Genomic DNA, 15,625 nt, shown 5'->3' on the forward strand with positions numbered 1-15,625 from the left:
GCCCCCGACGCCGGACTCAAACCAGCGTGGTGACTAATGCCACGTTGCTGCCGCCGAAGGCGAAGGAGTTGGACATCGCCGCGCGCAGCGTCGCGCTGCGGGCGGCGCCGGTGATGAGGTCGACCTGTTCGCTCAGCTGGCTGGTTCGCACGTGGGCGCTGGGCGGCAGCGTCTGGCGGCGCAGGGCCTGGACGGTGGCAACCAGCTCCAGCGCACCGCCGGCGCCGATCAGATGGCCGTGCAGGGCCTTGGTGGCCGAGATCGGCACGGCCCGGGCGCCAAAAACGGCGGCGATGGACTCGGCCTCGACGGCGTCGCCCACTTCGGTGGCCGTGCCATGGGTGTTGATGTAGCCGATGTCGGCAGGCGAGAGGCCGGCGTCGCGCAGGGCGGCCGTCATCGCGCGCGCCTGGCCGGCGGCGTCGGGGCGGGACAGGTGCACGGCGTCGACGCTGTGGCCGTAGCCGGCCAGCGTCGCCAGCGGCGTGGCGCCGCGGGCGCGGGCATGGGCTTCGGTCTCCAGCACCAGGGCTGCGGCGCCTTCACCCAGCACCAGGCCCTTGCGGGCATCGTCGAAGGGGCGGCAGCTCTGCTCGGGCGCTTCGGCATCCAGCGGCGCCATGACGCCCATGGCCTGCCAGCCCATGGCGCTGCCGATGTGCAGCATGGCCTCGGAGCCGCCGACCAGGGCGACGTCGGCGCGGCCATTGCGCAGCAGCCACAGGGCCTCGCCGATGGCCTGGGCCGAGGAGGCGCAGGCATTGGACACGGCCAGCTGGGCGGCGCGCAGCTGGTGGCGCATGGCCAGATGGGAGGCGGCCGAATTGGCCATCACCCGCACCACCGTGTAGGGGTGCACGCGCGGCGGGCGCACCGTGTACATCTGGGCGTAGGACGCCTCCATGGACATCGAGCCGCCCAGGCCCGTGCCCCAGGCGACGGCGGCGCGGTCCGGATCGGGCGCCGTGGCCGGCAGGCCGGCCTGGGCCCAGGCTTCGGCGGCGGCTTCCAGCGCCATCAGGCTGTGGCGGTCGTAAAGATTGCGCTGGGCCGGCGGCAGGCCGGGCGCCAGCGGCACCGTCACGGCCGCGGCGGCATAGGGCTTGAGGGCATGCTCTTCGCTGCCCGGCTGGGCGGTGATGCCCGAACGGCCGGCCAGCAGTGCATCGGCCAGTGCGTCCGAACCGGCGCCGAGGGCGCTGACGGCGCCCAGGCCGGTGATCCAGACGGACATCAGGCGGCGACCGGCTGGGCCTTGGCGGCGAGCAGTTCGTCCACCAGCGTGGCCAGGCCGGCCAGCGTCGGGTTCTGCAGCGCGCGGTCATGCTCGATGTTGACGTGGAAATGGTCTTCCACGGTGAACATGAAGTCCACCAGGCCCAGGGAGTCGAGGCCGAGTTCGACGAAGGGCGTCTCGACCTTGTCGTTCAGCGCCTCGGCGCCGAGTTCGCGCTGGGCGATGCTGCAGAGTTGTTCAAGCGTGTTGCTCATGGAGAGCTCCGGAAGTCGAGGGAGAGAGGCGCGCCAGCGGATGCTGGCGCAGCAGGAAATCGCGCACCGTGCGGGCAACGGCGATGCGTTCGTTGTCCAGCGTCAGCATGTGATAGCTGTCGTGGAACCAGTGCACCTCGGGCTGGCTGCCCAGGCGCCCTTGCAGCTCGTGCACGCTGCGCGGACCGGCGACGTCGTCCTCGGTGGCATGCAGCACCAGGGCCGGGGCGGCCAGCCGGCCGAGCCGGGCGCGCACATGGCGGATCAGCCGGGTGGCTTCGTAAAGCGAGGCGGCCGACAGGCGGGCGGCGCCGACGGCCGAGACCTTGTCGGAGGCCATGGCCTGCTCGACCCAGGCGCGCAGGCGCTCGTTCTTCAGGCCGAAAGGCGCCGTTTCCTTGAAGCTCATGCGCCGGCGCAGCCAGGGCAGATAGGCCAGGGGCAGCAGGCGGCGCCAGGGCGAGACGTTCCAGCCATCGAAATGCAGGGTGGTCGAGATCAGCACCAGGGCGGCGGCCGGCCGGCGCGCGGCCAGGGCCATGCCGAGCACGGCGCCCATGCAAAGCCCGCCGACGGCGACCCGCCCATGCTCGGCGGCCAGGCGGTCGAAGGCCGCCTCGGCTTCTTTCAACCAGTGTTCGAAGGGGGGCACGGGCAGTTGCTCGCCGGTGGCACTGCTGACGCCGTAGCCGGACATGGCCGGTACCTCGACGACGTAACCGACTTCTCGCAAGGATTTCGCAACAGGTGCCAACTCCAGAGGGTTGGCGCACAGACCGTGAAACAACAGCACCGCGGGGCGGCGCTCAACTAACGTTTCCATGGCGAGTAGTGTCGGAAACACGGCCGTCGCGCCCATGACGCCGGCCTGTCGATGAACTGACGTCCTGTGACAGCCCTGCGTCAGCACTTCGGGCGCTGCCGGGTCATACTGCCGCTCATGCGCATCCTGCTCGTCGAAGACGACGAACAACTCGTCGAAACCACCGCCCGCGCCCTGCGTTCCCAGGGCTGGGTCGTTGACTGCACCGCCCGAGGCGAGCCCGTGCCGCGCTCGCTGCGCGAAGACGCCTACGACCTTCTCATCCTGGACATCGGTCTGGCCGGCATCGACGGCTTCGAGACCCTGCGCCGCGTGCGTGGCGAAAGCATTGCCGTGCCGGTGCTGATCCTGACCGCCCGCGATGCCGTCGAGGACCGCGTGCGCGGCCTGGAAGGCGGCGCCGACGACTATCTCGTCAAGCCCTTTGCCCTGACCGAACTGGTCGCCCGCGCCCGCGCCCTGGTGCGGCGCAGCCAGGCCCGCACCAGCAACCAGCTGCAGCTGGCCCGCCTGCGCATCGACCAGGAGGCACGCCGTGCCTATATCGAAGACGAACCCTTGGCCCTGTCGGCCCGCGAATGGGACGTGCTGGGCTTCCTGATGGCGCGTGCCGGCAAGGTTGTGCCCAAGGAGCACATCGCGTTGGCCAGCAATGCCTGGGACCAGGGCGTCAGCGACAACGCCATCGAAGTCTGCCTGTCGCGCCTGCGCGCCAAGATCGAGCCGGGCGGTGTGCAGTTGCGCACGGTGCGTGGCCTGGGGTATTTGCTCGAAGAAATAGGCTGACCTTGCCTGAGGGCTCGCGCTCCAGCCTGCAGCGCCGTCTTTTCGGCTGGCTGATGCTGCCCCTGCTGGTGGCCCTGCCGGTGCTCGGCACGGCGCTGTACGAGCAGGTCAGGCACAGCGCCCAGAGCTGGCTCGACGAAGGCCTGGAAGACACGGCCCTGACCCTGGCCGGGCAGATCGACGTGCGCAGCGGCGAGCCGCGCATCGATGTCAGCGCCACCATGGACCGCGCGCTGCGCTTCGACCGCCAGGACGATGTCTTCTACCTCGTGATGACGCCGCACGGCGAGGCCCTGCAGGGCGACGCCGGCCTGGCCGAGGTGCAGCCGCGGTTTGCACCGCTGGCGGCGGGCATTTCCCACTACGGCGACGTGAAGCTGCGCGGCCGCGAGCTGCGCCTGGTGCAGCTCGGCCATGACTGCGGCACGGGCGTCTGCCAGATCCTGGTCGCCGAGACCCTGCACAAGCGCGATGCCCTGCAGCGCGAGATCGGCGGCCTGGTGGCGCTGAACGGCGGTGCCCTTGCGCTGTTGCTGGCCCTGGCCGGTTGGTGGGCCATCCGCCAGGGCCTGGCGCCGCTGACCGGGCTGAGCGCCGAGCTGGAACACCGCGATCTGCATCGCCTCACGCCGCTGAGCGCCAGCCTGCCGCGCGAGCTGGTGCCGTTGCAGGCCGCCTTCAACCGCTTGTTCGAGCGTCTGGGCCGCGCGGCCGGCGCCCAGCGTGAATTCCTGGCCGACGCCGCCCACCAGCTGCGCACGCCGCTGACCTCGCTGCAGACCGAGATCGAGCTGGCCATGCTGGAGCCGCACGACCCGCGCGTGGATCCGCTGCTGCAGCGGCTGCGCCAGCGTGTCGTGCGCAGCGCCCGCCTGGCTCAGCAGCTGCTGTCGCTGGCCCGGGCCGAGGACCGCAGCGTGGATGTCGGCCAGCGCATCGACCTGCGCGACATCGCCACCGAAAGTGGCCAGGACTGGGCCCACCGCGCCCTGCCCGACGGCGTGGACCTCGGCTTCGAGCTCGCCGACGCGCCGGCCCTGGGGCATTCCTTCCTGCTGCGCGAGCTGCTGGAGAACCTCATCCACAACGCCGTCAGCTATGCCGGCGCCAGCGCGCGCATCACCGTGCGCTGCGGCAGCGGGCCGGACGGCCCCTGGCTGGAGGTGGAAGACAACGGCCCCGGCATCCCGGCGGCCGATCGGCCGGCCGCCATGCAGCGCTTCCGCCGCGGCGACAGCGCCAGCGGGACCGGCAGCGGCTTGGGCCTGGCCATCGCGGCCGACATCGCCGCCCGCCACGGGGGGCGGCTTGAACTGCTGGACGCCCACGCAGGCCCGGGCCTGCGCGCCCGACTCAGCCTGCCGCTGCCGCCGCCGGATCCAAGCCCAGCTGCTTGAACAGATTCATCGCGACGACGACGCGTCGCCCCGGCGTGGCGGGCACCTCGTGCATGGCGATGCCGGGGAACATGATCAGCGTGCCGGGCCGCGGCTGGAAGGCGCTGGTCTTGGAAAACACCAGCGGCGCGCAGCCTGGCTCTGCTTCCAGATAGACGACGCAGCTCAGGTCGGCCGGCCAGTGGTTGTGCGGCGCCGTGTAGTCGGCCTGCTCGTAGATGGCGCCCCAGCAATGGGTGACCAGCAGGTCCAGCCCCAGAGCGTCGAGATCCCCTGACCATGCCTTGGGTGCGGCCGCCTTGGCAATCTCGACGACGCTGGCGCACAGCGGCATCAGCTTGTCGTTGAGCATGTGGCTTTTCCACGGGCTCATATAGACCGACTTGACGTTGGACGCCGGCGACTGAGGATGGCTGATGCGCAACTCGTCGATGGCCTCGCGGGCCAGCTTCAGCCGGTCGGCGATGGGGCCGAGCTCGGCAATGATGACCGGCAGCTCGGTCTGGATGCTGGCACCGACGACGTGCACGGAGGATGCCTGGTTCATGCGGGCATTGTGGCCCCCGGTCCAGCGCAGTCAGCGCCGGATGTCAACGGCCGGGACGTCCCTGTTTCATGGGCCGGGGCGTCACGGAGATGCAACGTGGCCTGGGCAGGCTAGCGTCCCTCGCGGAGCCGCTGCAGTCCGTCGCTCCGTCAGCCCCGGCATCCGCCGGGTTCATTCGCTCTCCACCAAGGAACTGAATTGAAGCATGCACTGATCGCGACGCTGCTGCTGGGCCTGACCGCCGCCGCGTTCGCCAGCGAACAAAGCGTCTGCACCGGCACCAACAAGGGCGCCTTCCTGACCGGTACCGTGACGAGCGCACCGAAGTTCGCCGCCGCCACCCAGACCCTCCAGGGCATCAAGCTCTCGCACACCCGGCTCAGCCTGCGCGCCGACCAGGACGGCAAGACCTACGACGTGGCCATGGACAATGTCTATGCCGTGGACTACGTGAAGAACTCGAGCTCCATGCCCGCCTCGCTGGCCGCCATAAAGGTCAACGACAGGCTGGAGCTCTGCGGCGCCAAGTACACCAGCGGTGTCGGCATCCACTGGGTGCACAGCAACTGCGGCGACGTGCCGACGACGAGCGCACCCAACGGCTGGGTCAAGAAGTTCTCGTCCAGCGGCAGCGTGGGCAGCAACCTCGAGCGCAGCCAGACCTACTGCTACCTCTGGAACTGAGCCGATGATGGTCAAGGCCTGGCATGCGGGGCTCGCGGCGCTGGCGCTGCTGGCCATGCTCGGCCTTGCGACCACGTCGGCGCCGCCTGCCGTCGTGGCCCCCCCAGCTCCCGAGCGCAGCGTGCCAGCCCTGCCGCTGCGCCTTCCCGTCGCGCCGCCCGTTGCGGCGGCCCAGCCCCTCGTCCGGCCGGGCATGGCGCCAGTCGCCCCCGCGTCGGATGAGCTGGAGCGCCTTGTCGCCCTGGCCCGCCGGGGTGATGCACGAGCGGGCCATGCGGCCTACCTTGCCCTGTCTGCCTGCGTGGCGCCCCAGGCCGAGCCGCCGGCCTATTGCCAGGGCCTGCCGGCCTCGCTGCTGCAGGAGAGGCTGCGCTTCCTCGGCGACGCCGCCAGCGCCGGCCTGGCCGCCGCGCAGATCGACTTCTACATGCAAGGGCCGAGCGCCCTGCAGGCCCTGGACGCCGAGGCGCTGCAGGCCTGGCGCGCCCAGGCCCTGGCCGGTCTGCAAGGCGCCGCCGCGCAGTGCGAGCCCTTCGCGATGGGCCTGCTGGCGACGCTCTACGATGCCGGCGAGCTGATGCCGCGCGACGCCGCACGGGCCCTGGCCTACGCGGTTGCCGAGGGCCAGCTGCGCCGCCGCACGCTCAGCGACGACAGCCTGCGCGACCGGCTGGCCGAACCCGTCACGGACGCCGTTCTCGCCGGTGCGCGCGAGCAGGGCCAGCGCCTGGCGGCGGCCTGCCGCTGAGGCCTCCTTCAGGCGTCGAGAGGGTTCAGACCCGGCGCACGGGGCCGATGGCGATGGAAGGCTTCAGCCATTGCTGAGCGCCGGCCCTGGCATGCAAGGCCCTCACCGCGTCCATGCCTTGCACGACCTGGCCGAAGGCGGCGAAGCCCAGGCCGTCGGGGTTGCGCAGGCCGCCGAAGTCCAGCGCCGGCTGGTCGCCGATGCAGATGAAGAACTCCGATGTGGCCGTGCCGGGCGCGCCGCGTGCCATGGAAACAGTGCCATCGCGGTGGCGCAGGCCGGTCTGGCGCGTGGTTTCGTGGGCGATGGCGGGCAGCCGCGGCTGGGCATCGTCGGGCTGGTTCATGCCCCACTGCACGACCTCGATCTTGTGTGCAGTGTCCGGCGCCTGGTTGGCCCGCGTGACGAGGCGGTAGACCCAGGCCTTGTCCAGCAGGTGCTGGTCCACGTGAGCGAGGTAGTTGGCCACGGTGATGGGCGCGACGGCCGGGTCCACCTCGATGACGAAGTGACCCAGTGGCGTGTCCACCCGCGTGTGCACGGGTGTTGCAGCCTGCGCAGCAAGCGGCAGGGCACTGAGGGCCAGCAGCCGGCGGCGGTCCATGGCTCAGGCCTTCGTCGCGGCGAGCGGGTGGGCGATGCCGCCGTCGCCATAGCTGCGCATGACCTGGGCGATGACGACCTGGTAGCCCTTGAGCCAGCGCGCCTGGGCCTGCTTGGCCTCGCGGTGATCGGGGTGGCTCATCAGCTGCTGCAGGGCCTCCATCGAATCCCAGTAGTAGACATTGGAGATCAGGCCCGTGGCGGCGTTCTCCCAGGCCTCTTCACCGCGGTAGCCGGGAATGGAGCGGGCGACCGCGGCGATGCGCTCGTCCAGCGCGAAGAAGTCGGCGTCGTAGTCGCCCTTGGCGAAGGTGAAGGTGGAGGTGTACATCAGCTCAGGGTCGAGAGGGCGCGCTCGACAAAGCGGCGCGGCACCGTGGTCTTTGGCACGCGCACCGGGAACCAGGAGCGGATGTCCTGCTCGATGCCGATGCCGTGCATGAAGTTGTAGAGGCCTTTTTTGAGCCCCTGGCCCAGGCCGTCGTGGTCGGTGGGCGTGGGGTCGACGAAGGCGATGTCGTTCCTGGCGAAGCGCCCGTCGGCCGGCAGGGGTTGCAGCGTGACGCCGTACTCGGCCGGGTTGAGGCCGACCGGCGAATGCACCGTGCAGGCGAATCGGTGGAAGAAGCCGCTGTGGATGCAGCCGTTCTCGAACAGCTGGCGCACGTACTCCAGCGCATCCACCGTGTCCTGCGTCGTCTGCGTCGGGAAGCCGTACATCAGATAGGCATGCACCAGCACGCCGGCGTCGGCAAAGGCCTTGGTCACGCGCGCCACCTGCTCGACGCTGACGCCCTTCTTCATCAGCTTGAGCAGCCGGTCCGAGGCCACCTCCAGCCCCCCTGAAATGGCGATGCAGCCGCTGTCGGCCAGCAGCTGACAGAGATCGGGCGTGAAGGTCTTTTCAAAGCGGATATTGCCCCACCAGCTGATGGCGACGCCGCGGCGAATCAGTTCTTCAGCGAGCGCCTTCAGGGCCTTTGGAGGTGCCGCCTCGTCGACGAAATGAAAGCCTGTCTGCCCCGTCTCCTTCACGATGGCCTCGATGCGGTCCACCAGCACCTCGGCCGAGGCTGCCTCGTAGCGCGAGATGTAGTCCAGGCTGACGTCGCAGAAGCTGCACTTCTTCCAGTAGCAGCCGTGGGCCACGGTCAACTTGTTCCAGCGCCCGTCGCTCCACAGCCGGTTCATGGGGTTGAGCATGTCCAGCAGGGACAAGTAGCGGTCCAGCGGCAGACCGTCCCAGGTCGGCGTGCCGACGTCGTCAAACGGCACATCGGGCTCGACGAAGTTGGTGTACTTGACCGCCCCCTCGTTGTCGCGCCAGAAGGTGCGTACCAGCCGTGTCTTGGAGCGCTTGCCCGCGACGTGCTCTAGCAGGGCCAGCAGCGGCCGCTCGCCGGCGTCCAGCGTCACATAGTCGACGAAGTCAAAGACGCGCGGCTCGGCCAGCTCGCGCAGCTCGGTGTTCACATAGCCGCCGCCCAGCACCGTGACGACATTCGGCCGCGCGGCCTTGATGGTCTGGGCGATGCGCAGGGCGGCATAGACCGAACCGGGGAAGGGCACCGACAGCAGCACGACGTCGGGCTGGTGCAACTCCAGCGCAGCGAGCGTGAGCCGCTGCAGCGTCGCGTCGACGAGATTCGGTGGCGCCGCCAGCGCCTGGGCCAGCGGGTCGAAGTGGGCCTGGGCCGCGGCGAGCGACTCGGCATAGCGGACGAATTCGAAGCGCTCGTCCACCGCGTCGCGCAGCACATCGGCGAGGTCGTTGAGGAAGAGCGTGGCCAGATGGCGGGCGCGGTCCTGCAGCCCCAGGGCGCCGAAGGCCCAGGCCAGCGGGTCGCCACCGTCCTCGTCGACATAGTTGTCCAGCGACGCGAAACGCGCGCCCTCGGGCAGAAAGGTCCGGGTGTTGATGCGATGCGCCAGCGTCGGGTCGCGGCCCTGCAGGAAGCCGAGGACGCGCGGCGCGGCGGCGGCGATTGCATCGAATTCAGCGGCAAACCAGGCGGTCTGCGGGGTGCGTTTCGCCTCGGGCAGGGCCTGCACGACCTCGCGGATCTGCACCAGGCCGGCGGGCGTGAACAGCTCCAGCACCAAGGCCAGCGCCAGGTCCACCTGCTGGGCGTCAATGCCGCGCGAGCGCAGGAAGCCGGTCAGATAGGCGGTGGACGGGTAGGGCGTGTTCAGCTGCGTCATCGGGGGGATGACGGCGAGCACGCGGGTCGGATTCGGAGAAGGCTGGTCCACGGCGCCAATTGTCCGTGACGCTGCCGGCCAGGGGTGGACTCAGCTCGTCAGCCACCCCGCCAGCTTCTCCGCAATCATCAGCGTCGGCGAATTCGTGTTGCCGCTCGTGATGGTGGGCATCACGCTCGCATCCGCGATGCGCAGGCCGCTCACGCCCTGAACGCGCAGCCGCGAGTCGACGACGGCGCAGGGATCCTCCTTGCGGCCCATGCGGCAGGTGCCCACGGGGTGGAAGATGGTGGTGGCGATGTCGCCGGCCAGGCGGGCCAGTTCCTCGTCGGTCTGGTATTGCGGCCCGGGCCGGTATTCCTCGGGCTTGAAGCCAGCCAGGGCCGGCTGCGAGACGATGCGGCGCGTCAGCTTGAGGCTGTCGGCTGCCACCTTGCGGTCGGCTTCGGTGGACAGGTAGTTGGGCCGGATGGCCGGTGCCACCGCCGCATCCGGCGATGTGATGTGCACCGAGCCGCGGCTGGTCGGGTTGAGGTTGCAGACGCTGGCCGTGAAGGCGTTGAAGCCGTGCAGGGGCTCGCCGAAGGCGTCCAGCGACAGCGGCTGCACGTGGTATTCCAGATCGGGCCAGATCTTCTCGGGCGTGCTGCGCGTGAAGGCGCCCAGCTGGGACGGCGCCATGCTCATCGGGCCGCTGCGGCGCAGCGCATATTCCAGGCCGATCATGGCCTTGCCCAGCAGCGAGGACGAGCGGGTGTTCAGCGTCTTGGCGCCTTGCACCTTGTAGACGGCGCGGATCTGCAGATGGTCCTGCAGATTCATGCCCACGCCTTGCAGGTCCTGCTCGACGGCGAGGCCGAGGCCTTGCAGCAGGGCGCCCGGGCCCAGGCCGGAAAGCTGCAGGATCTGCGGCGAGCCGATGGCGCCGGCGGCCAGGATGACTTCGCCGCCGGCATTCAGCCAGGGCTGCTCCACACCATGCGGCGTCAGCACCTCGACGCCGCTGCAGCGCAGGCCGGCGTCGTCGCGCATCAGGCGCAGCTTGCGCACCTGGGCGCCGGTCCAGAGCTCGAAATTGGGCCGGCCCAGGGCGGTCGGCCGCAGGAAAGCCTTGGCCGTGTTCCAGCGCAGGCCCTTCTTCTGGTTGACCTCGAAGTAGCCCACGCCCTCGTTGGTGCCGGCGTTGAAGTCGCTGGTGGCCGGGATGCCGGCCTGGGTTGCCGCCGCGGCGAAGGCGTCGAGGATGGGCCAGCGCAGGCGCTGCTGCTCGACCCGCCACTCGCCCTTGCTGCCGTGCACGGCGGCGAAACCCTCGGGCGCCGTCTTGGCCTTGTCCAGCCGCCAGTGGTTCTCGTGCTTGCGGAAGGCACGCAGCACGCGTTCCCAGCGCCAGGTGTCGTCGCCCGTGACGTCGGCCCAGTGCTCGTAGTCGCGGCTTTGGCCGCGCATATAGATCATGCCGTTGATGCTGGAGCTGCCGCCCAGCACCTTGCCGCGCGGATAGCGCAGGCTGCGGCCGTTCAGCCCCGGCTCGGCTTCGGTGTTGAAGCACCAGTCGGTGCGCGGGTTGCCGATGCAGTAGAGATAGCCGACCGGGATGTGGATCCAGTGGTAGTCGTCCTTGCCGCCGGCCTCGATGAGGAGGACGCGCTTCTCGGGATCGGCGCTGAGCCGGTTCGCGAGCAGGCAGCCGGCGGTGCCGGCGCCCACGATGATGTAGTCGAAACCTTGACGGGCCATGGAGGGCTAACGAGGCGTACGGAGGGGGCGGCGGGATGCAGCCCCTAGCGTACGTTATTCGCTCGCGGCGCCGCCCAGTCGGTACCAGTCAAGCTTGCGCGTGAGCGTCATCACGGTTGCGAGCACCGCGAACAGCAGGACGGCGCCGATGGCCAGGGCCGCCTGTTCTCGGCTCAGCAGCACGTAGAGGGCGCCGTAGAGCAGGGCGATGCCGCCGCCGAAGGCCGCGCCGCGCAGCCAGCCGCCCAGCATGGCCGCGGCATATTGCGTCAGCACCGCGGCCGCGGCGCCGGCGGCGACCAGATAGGCCACCAGGAAGGGCAGGTGTTCCGACAGGCTGAGCAGCAGCAGGAAGAACAGGCTGAGCGCCAGGCCGACGAGCAGGTATTGCACCGGATGCACGCGCCGGCCGGTCAGCAGCTCGGTCAGCCCGACGGTGACGAAGGTCAGTGCGATGAACATCAGGCCGTACTTGATGGCGCGGTCGCTCATCACATAGGGGTTCACGGGGTCGATCAGTTCGACGTCCAGGGTGTCGGGGTTCTTCTCGCCCGCGGCGATCTGGTTGGCGGCATTGCTGGCCAGCTCGGTGACCTTCCAGCTCGCGTCGAAACCGCTGACGCCGATCTTGCGGTCGGCCGGCAGGAATCGCCCACCAAAGCTCGGATGCGGCCAGCTCGACTGAACGCCGACGGTCGTGCTGCCGGCGGCCGGTACGACGCCGAAACGCTGGCTGCCGACGAGGTCGAGGGACAAGGTCAGCGACAGGCCGGCGTCCAGGCGCAGGCCGGGCAGCAGCGCGTGCAGGCCGTTGCCGTAGATGGGGTGGGTGGTGCCGGGTTTCACGGCCAGCGGCTGGCCGTCGCGCCGGAGCTCGGCACCGCGCAGGCCGCGGGCATCGCTGACGGAAAACATCACCGAGACGTCGCCGCATTCGACCTGGCTGCCGGGGCGCTCGCCGCGGGGCGTCAATGCGGACGCGTCGGCCCACTGCGCCGCCAGTTTGAACTTGCCGGTATAGGTGTTGACCTTGAACAGGCCGCGGTAGCGGGTCTCGGGGCTGAGGCCGCCGCTGACCGTCAGCTCGGCCGGCGCGGCCGTCAGCGCAAAGCCGCGCGATTGAGCTTCGCCCTGGCCGTTCTTCCAGACTTCCTTGCAGCTGCGCACCAGCAGCGGCCCGAGCAGGGTCTGGCCGCCAGCCAGGGCTTGTTCGACGTTCTGGACGGCTTCCTGCTGCCGGGACTGGCGTTCGTGCACCAGCCCGCCGATCTGGGCGAGCACGATGCACAGCAGGAGGGAAACGGCGGCCAGGATGGCCAGCTTGGAAAAGGTGGGGTTGAGCTTCATGCCGCCAGCATCGCGAGCGGCGGTGAGGGCAGGAAGGGCTGTGTGAGGCGGGCGTGAAGTCAGCGCGGCAGCACCAGGCTGACGCGCAGGCCTGGTGCCGTCGTCTCGAAGCTCAGCCAGCCGCCGTGCAGCTCGGCCACGCGGCGCGCAATGGCCAGGCCCAGGCCCGAGCCCTTGACGAGGCTGCCAGGTCTTGCCGTCGAGAAGAAGCGCTTGCCCAGGTGGATGAAGCCGGCGGCCGGCACGCCGGGGCCGTGGTCGCGCAGGGTCAGGCGCGCCGTCGTCGGCGTCGTGCTGACGGCCAGTTCCAGCGTCGAGCCGGCCGGGGCGAAGTCGATGGCGTTGACGAGGAGATTGCCGAAGGCCAGTTCCAGCAGGGCCGGGTCGACGTCGACGGCCACGTTCTCACGAGCGCTCCAGGCCACACGCAGGCCTTGCTGTTCCAGGCGCGGTGCCTGCCGGTCCAGCTGGGTCTCGGTCCAGTCCGCCAGCATGATGCGCTGGCGCTCGCCCAGGCCCACCTGGGCTTCGAGCTGGGACAGGGCCAGCACGCGCTCGACCAGGGTCTGCAGCCGTGCGGTCTGGTCCAGCACCTGGCCGGCGAAGCGCTTGCGGTCGGCCTCGGGCAGCTCGTCCTGCAGCAGCTCGCCGCTGGCGCGCAAGGCGGCGAGCGGGCTCTTGAGCTCGTGGGTCAGCGCACGCACGTCGTGCTCCAGCTGTTCGCGGCCCTCGAGGCGGCGGCGCATGTCGTCCATCGCGTGGGCCAGGTCGCCGAGCTCGCCCGGCATGGCTGGTGGCGCGAAGGCTTGGCCGGCCTGGGCCTGCTGGGCATAGCGGCGCAGCCGCCGCACCGAGGCCACCAGCCACAGCGTCACCGCGACGCCGACGATGAGGCTGGTCGCCAGCAGCGCGGCACCGGCCCAGAAGACGCGGCGCTCGGCGCGGTCGATGAAGCGCTGCACGCTGGCCACCGGCTTGGCCACGCTGACGACCCCCAGGGTGCGGCCGTCCTTGAGGATGGGTGCCGCGACGACCAGGATGGTGCTGCGGTCGTCGGCCGAATAGCGCGTCGAGCGGGCGCCGTAGTCGCCGCGCAGGGTCAGCGCCACGTCGCGCCATTGCGAGTAGTCCTGGCCCACGGCCGAGGGCTGGCCGGAGTCCGCCACCACGCGGCCGCGCGCGTCGGTCACGTACAGGCGCAGGTCCAGGCTCTGCTTGCGCAGGCCCCAGATCGGCACGTCGACCTCGCGCTTCACGTAGCGCCGGAACTGCTCGGTGAGGCGGCTGCCTGGCTTGAGGCCGTCGGCGTCCATCTCGTCGGCGGCGGTCTCGGCCAGCAGATGGGCCGCCTCCACCATCAGGTCCTCCATGACCTCGCGCACGCTGGGCTTCACCTCGGCCAGGAAGACCTTGAGCAGCAGCACGGCGCTTAGGCCGGCGATCAGGAAGAAGCCGAAGAAGACGCGGAGACCGAGCCTCATGGTTCGAGGGAGTAGCCGAGGCCCCGGTGAGTCTTGATCGGATCGCGCCCCGGCGCCGCCTCGCGCAGCTTGGCGCGCAGCGTCTTGATGTGGGTGTCGACGGTGCGGTCCGTGCTCTCGGCGCTGCTGCCCCAGACGGCGTCGAGCAGGGTGTCGCGGCTGTGGATGCGCTGCGGCGCGCGCAGCAGATGCGTCAGCAGGCCCAGCTCCAGCTTGGTGAGGTTGAGCATCACGCCGTCCAGGCTGACCCGCGAGCCGTCGACCAGGAAGCCCGCCGTCGCCGGCGGCGGCGCCGGCACTCGACGCAGCAGGGCGCGCACGCGCGCCACCAGCTCGCGCGGGCTGAAGGGCTTGGCGAGATAGTCGTCGGCGCCCAGCTCCAGGCCGAGCACGCGGTCCATCTCTTCGCTGCGAGCGCTCAGCACGATGACGGGCAGATGCGCCAGCGGGCCGGCGCGCAGCTCGCGGCACAGGTCCAGGCCATGGCCGTCGGGCAGGCCGATGTCGAGGATGAGAAGGTCGGGCGCCGGCGCCTGCTTCAGCCGCTCGCGCGCCTCGGCCAGCCAGGCCTTGTGCTCGACGGCGAAGCCCTCGCGGCGCAGCGCGAAGGCCACCGTGTCCGCGATGGCGGGGTCGTCTTCCAGCAGCAGGACGGTCGTCAAGCGCGCCAGCCCTTGTTCAAGGCCGCGACGAGGTCGGCGGCGCGGCCCGGCGCGCGGTTCAGCGGCAGGGCCTGGCCGGCCCACAGGCTGATGAAGTCGGCCTGGCCGGCCTTGGCCGCGGCCTGGCGCAGGGGGCGGCTGGCGGCATTGGGCTGGGGAAAGGCGGGCAGGGGCACCCCTTCGAGCTCGCGCGTGACGCGGTTGGCCACGCCGCGCGCGAAGCGGCCGGAGAAGGCATGGGTCAGCGTCGAGTCGGCGTCGCTCGCGGCCAGCAGGGCGGCGCGGTAGGCCGGTGACAGCGGGCATTCGTCGACCAGCAGGAAGGCCGTGCCGACCGTCACGCCGCTGGCTCCCAGGGCCTGGGCTGCTGCGACGCCGCGTGCATCGGCAATGCCGCCGGCGGCGAGAACCGGGATGTCGAGGGCATCGACCAGTTGCGGCACCAGGGCCATCGAGCCGATCAGCGCGCCTTCGGGCTTGCCGAGAAAGCCGCCGCGATGGCCGCCGGCCTCATAGCCCTGGGCCACGACGGCGTCGATGCCGCTGGCCTGCAGCCCCCGGCCCTCGCTGACCTGCGTTGCGGTGGCTGTGACCTTGAAGCCTTGCGCCTTCAGGGCCGCGACGCGCGCCACGCCCGGGTCGCCCATGACGAAGCTGATGACGGCGGGCTTCGCGGCGATGGTGGCTTCAAGCTGGGCGTCGAAGTCCTCCTCGTAGCGCTCCGGGCGGGTCGGCGCCGGCAGGCCCAGTTCGGTATGCCAGGCCGCCAGGCGGGCGAGGTAGATGTCGAGCGCCGCGTCGTCGCGCAGCCAGGGCTGGGGGCAGAACAGGTTGATGCCGAAGGGCTGGTCGGTGCGCGCGCGGATGTCGGCGGCAATCTCGGCAATGCGCGCCGGCGCCAGGTAGGCCGCGCCCAATTGGCCGAAGCCGCCGCCGGCGCTGACGGCGGCGACGAGAGCGCTGCTTGCGGCCTCGCCGGCCATGGGCGCCATCCAGATCGGCGGCAGGCTGAAGAGGCTCATGTCAGTTCTGCTCCGTTTGCGCGGGCCGAGCGCTGGGCCGCTCCCGAGCCGGCCCGTCTTGGCGATGTGGTTGCGGCTCAACGCCGCAAGCA

At 70.5% G+C, this 15,625-nt stretch carries 16 protein-coding genes; 4 read left to right on the forward strand and 12 right to left on the reverse strand.

Features of this window, described 5'->3' with window-relative positions; translation table 11 throughout:
* Positions 1–16 precede the first annotated feature (16 nt).
* Genes AC3WOE_RS17850 through AC3WOE_RS17860 form a run of 3 tightly spaced genes read right to left on the reverse strand, consistent with a single transcriptional unit; the run spans position 17 to position 2,350 of the window.
* On the reverse strand, positions 17–1,234 hold the full coding sequence (locus AC3WOE_RS17850; protein ID WP_492692310.1) for a beta-ketoacyl-[acyl-carrier-protein] synthase family protein: 1,218 nt from the start codon (positions 1,232–1,234) through the stop codon (positions 17–19).
* The gene (locus AC3WOE_RS17855) at positions 1,234–1,491 is read right to left on the reverse strand and encodes an acyl carrier protein (protein WP_492692311.1); all 258 of its coding nucleotides are present in this window, start codon (positions 1,489–1,491) and stop codon (positions 1,234–1,236) included. Before AC3WOE_RS17855 ends, AC3WOE_RS17850 begins: the two co-directional genes overlap by 1 nt.
* Complete coding sequence (locus AC3WOE_RS17860) at positions 1,475–2,350, reverse strand: alpha/beta hydrolase (RefSeq protein ID WP_492692312.1); 876 nt, start codon at positions 2,348–2,350, stop codon at positions 1,475–1,477. Before AC3WOE_RS17860 ends, AC3WOE_RS17855 begins: the two co-directional genes overlap by 17 nt.
* Before the next feature lie 81 nt (positions 2,351–2,431).
* On the opposite strand from AC3WOE_RS17860, the gene AC3WOE_RS17865 reads away from it, so the two are divergent.
* Together AC3WOE_RS17865 and AC3WOE_RS17870 are read left to right on the forward strand one after the other, a co-directional pair.
* Positions 2,432–3,100: a response regulator gene (locus AC3WOE_RS17865; protein WP_492692313.1), complete on the forward strand. Its 669-nt coding sequence runs from the start codon at positions 2,432–2,434 to the stop codon at positions 3,098–3,100.
* Positions 3,101–3,102: 2 nt separating this feature from the next.
* The gene (locus tag AC3WOE_RS17870) at positions 3,103–4,497 is read left to right on the forward strand and encodes a sensor histidine kinase (RefSeq protein ID WP_492692315.1); all 1,395 of its coding nucleotides are present in this window, start codon (positions 3,103–3,105) and stop codon (positions 4,495–4,497) included.
* Here the strand turns inward: AC3WOE_RS17870 and AC3WOE_RS17875 are convergent.
* Entirely contained in the window at positions 4,454–5,044 is a 591-nt protein-coding gene (locus AC3WOE_RS17875; RefSeq protein ID WP_492692316.1) for a 2OG-Fe(II) oxygenase family protein, read from the reverse strand. The genes AC3WOE_RS17870 and AC3WOE_RS17875 overlap by 44 nt on opposite strands.
* 198 nt (positions 5,045–5,242) lie before the next feature.
* Between AC3WOE_RS17875 and AC3WOE_RS17880 the strand changes: the two genes are divergently transcribed.
* Both AC3WOE_RS17880 and AC3WOE_RS17885 read left to right on the forward strand, forming a co-directional pair.
* Positions 5,243–5,728, forward strand: coding sequence for a hypothetical protein (locus tag AC3WOE_RS17880; RefSeq protein WP_492692317.1), 486 nt, complete (start codon positions 5,243–5,245; stop codon positions 5,726–5,728).
* Positions 5,729–5,732: 4 nt separating this feature from the next.
* Positions 5,733–6,476: a hypothetical protein gene (locus AC3WOE_RS17885; protein ID WP_492692318.1), complete on the forward strand. Its 744-nt coding sequence runs from the start codon at positions 5,733–5,735 to the stop codon at positions 6,474–6,476.
* A gap of 25 nt (positions 6,477–6,501) precedes the next feature.
* On the opposite strand, the gene AC3WOE_RS17890 is transcribed toward AC3WOE_RS17885, so the two are convergent.
* From AC3WOE_RS17890 to AC3WOE_RS17925, 8 genes are all read right to left on the reverse strand, one after another.
* A complete protein-coding gene (locus AC3WOE_RS17890) occupies positions 6,502–7,080 on the reverse strand; it encodes a peptidylprolyl isomerase (RefSeq protein ID WP_492692319.1) in 579 nt (192 codons plus the stop codon).
* Between the two features lie 3 nt (positions 7,081–7,083).
* On the reverse strand, positions 7,084–7,410 hold the full coding sequence (locus tag AC3WOE_RS17895) for an antibiotic biosynthesis monooxygenase family protein (protein ID WP_492692320.1): 327 nt from the start codon (positions 7,408–7,410) through the stop codon (positions 7,084–7,086).
* A complete protein-coding gene (locus AC3WOE_RS17900) occupies positions 7,410–9,281 on the reverse strand; it encodes a B12-binding domain-containing radical SAM protein (protein ID WP_492692518.1) in 1,872 nt (623 codons plus the stop codon). The genes AC3WOE_RS17895 and AC3WOE_RS17900 overlap by 1 nt, the downstream gene beginning before the upstream one ends.
* Before the next feature lie 90 nt (positions 9,282–9,371).
* Complete coding sequence (locus AC3WOE_RS17905; RefSeq protein WP_492692322.1) at positions 9,372–11,021, reverse strand: GMC family oxidoreductase; 1,650 nt, start codon at positions 11,019–11,021, stop codon at positions 9,372–9,374.
* A 54-nt stretch (positions 11,022–11,075) separates the two neighbouring features.
* Positions 11,076–12,368 carry a cell envelope integrity protein CreD gene (gene creD, locus AC3WOE_RS17910; RefSeq protein ID WP_492692324.1) on the reverse strand — a complete coding sequence of 431 codons (1,293 nt, stop codon included), beginning with the start codon at positions 12,366–12,368 and terminating at the stop codon, positions 11,076–11,078.
* A 59-nt stretch (positions 12,369–12,427) separates the two neighbouring features.
* Positions 12,428–13,849: a two-component system sensor histidine kinase CreC gene (gene creC, locus AC3WOE_RS17915; RefSeq protein ID WP_492692325.1), complete on the reverse strand. Its 1,422-nt coding sequence runs from the start codon at positions 13,847–13,849 to the stop codon at positions 12,428–12,430.
* The gene (gene creB, locus AC3WOE_RS17920; protein ID WP_492692520.1) at positions 13,846–14,520 is read right to left on the reverse strand and encodes a two-component system response regulator CreB; all 675 of its coding nucleotides are present in this window, start codon (positions 14,518–14,520) and stop codon (positions 13,846–13,848) included. Before creB ends, creC begins: the two co-directional genes overlap by 4 nt.
* Entirely contained in the window at positions 14,508–15,533 is a 1,026-nt protein-coding gene (locus AC3WOE_RS17925) for an NAD(P)H-dependent flavin oxidoreductase (RefSeq protein WP_492692327.1), read from the reverse strand. Before AC3WOE_RS17925 ends, creB begins: the two co-directional genes overlap by 13 nt.
* Positions 15,534–15,625: the final 92 nt, after the last annotated feature.

The organism is Roseateles sp. FW305-36 (genome assembly GCF_058787015.1).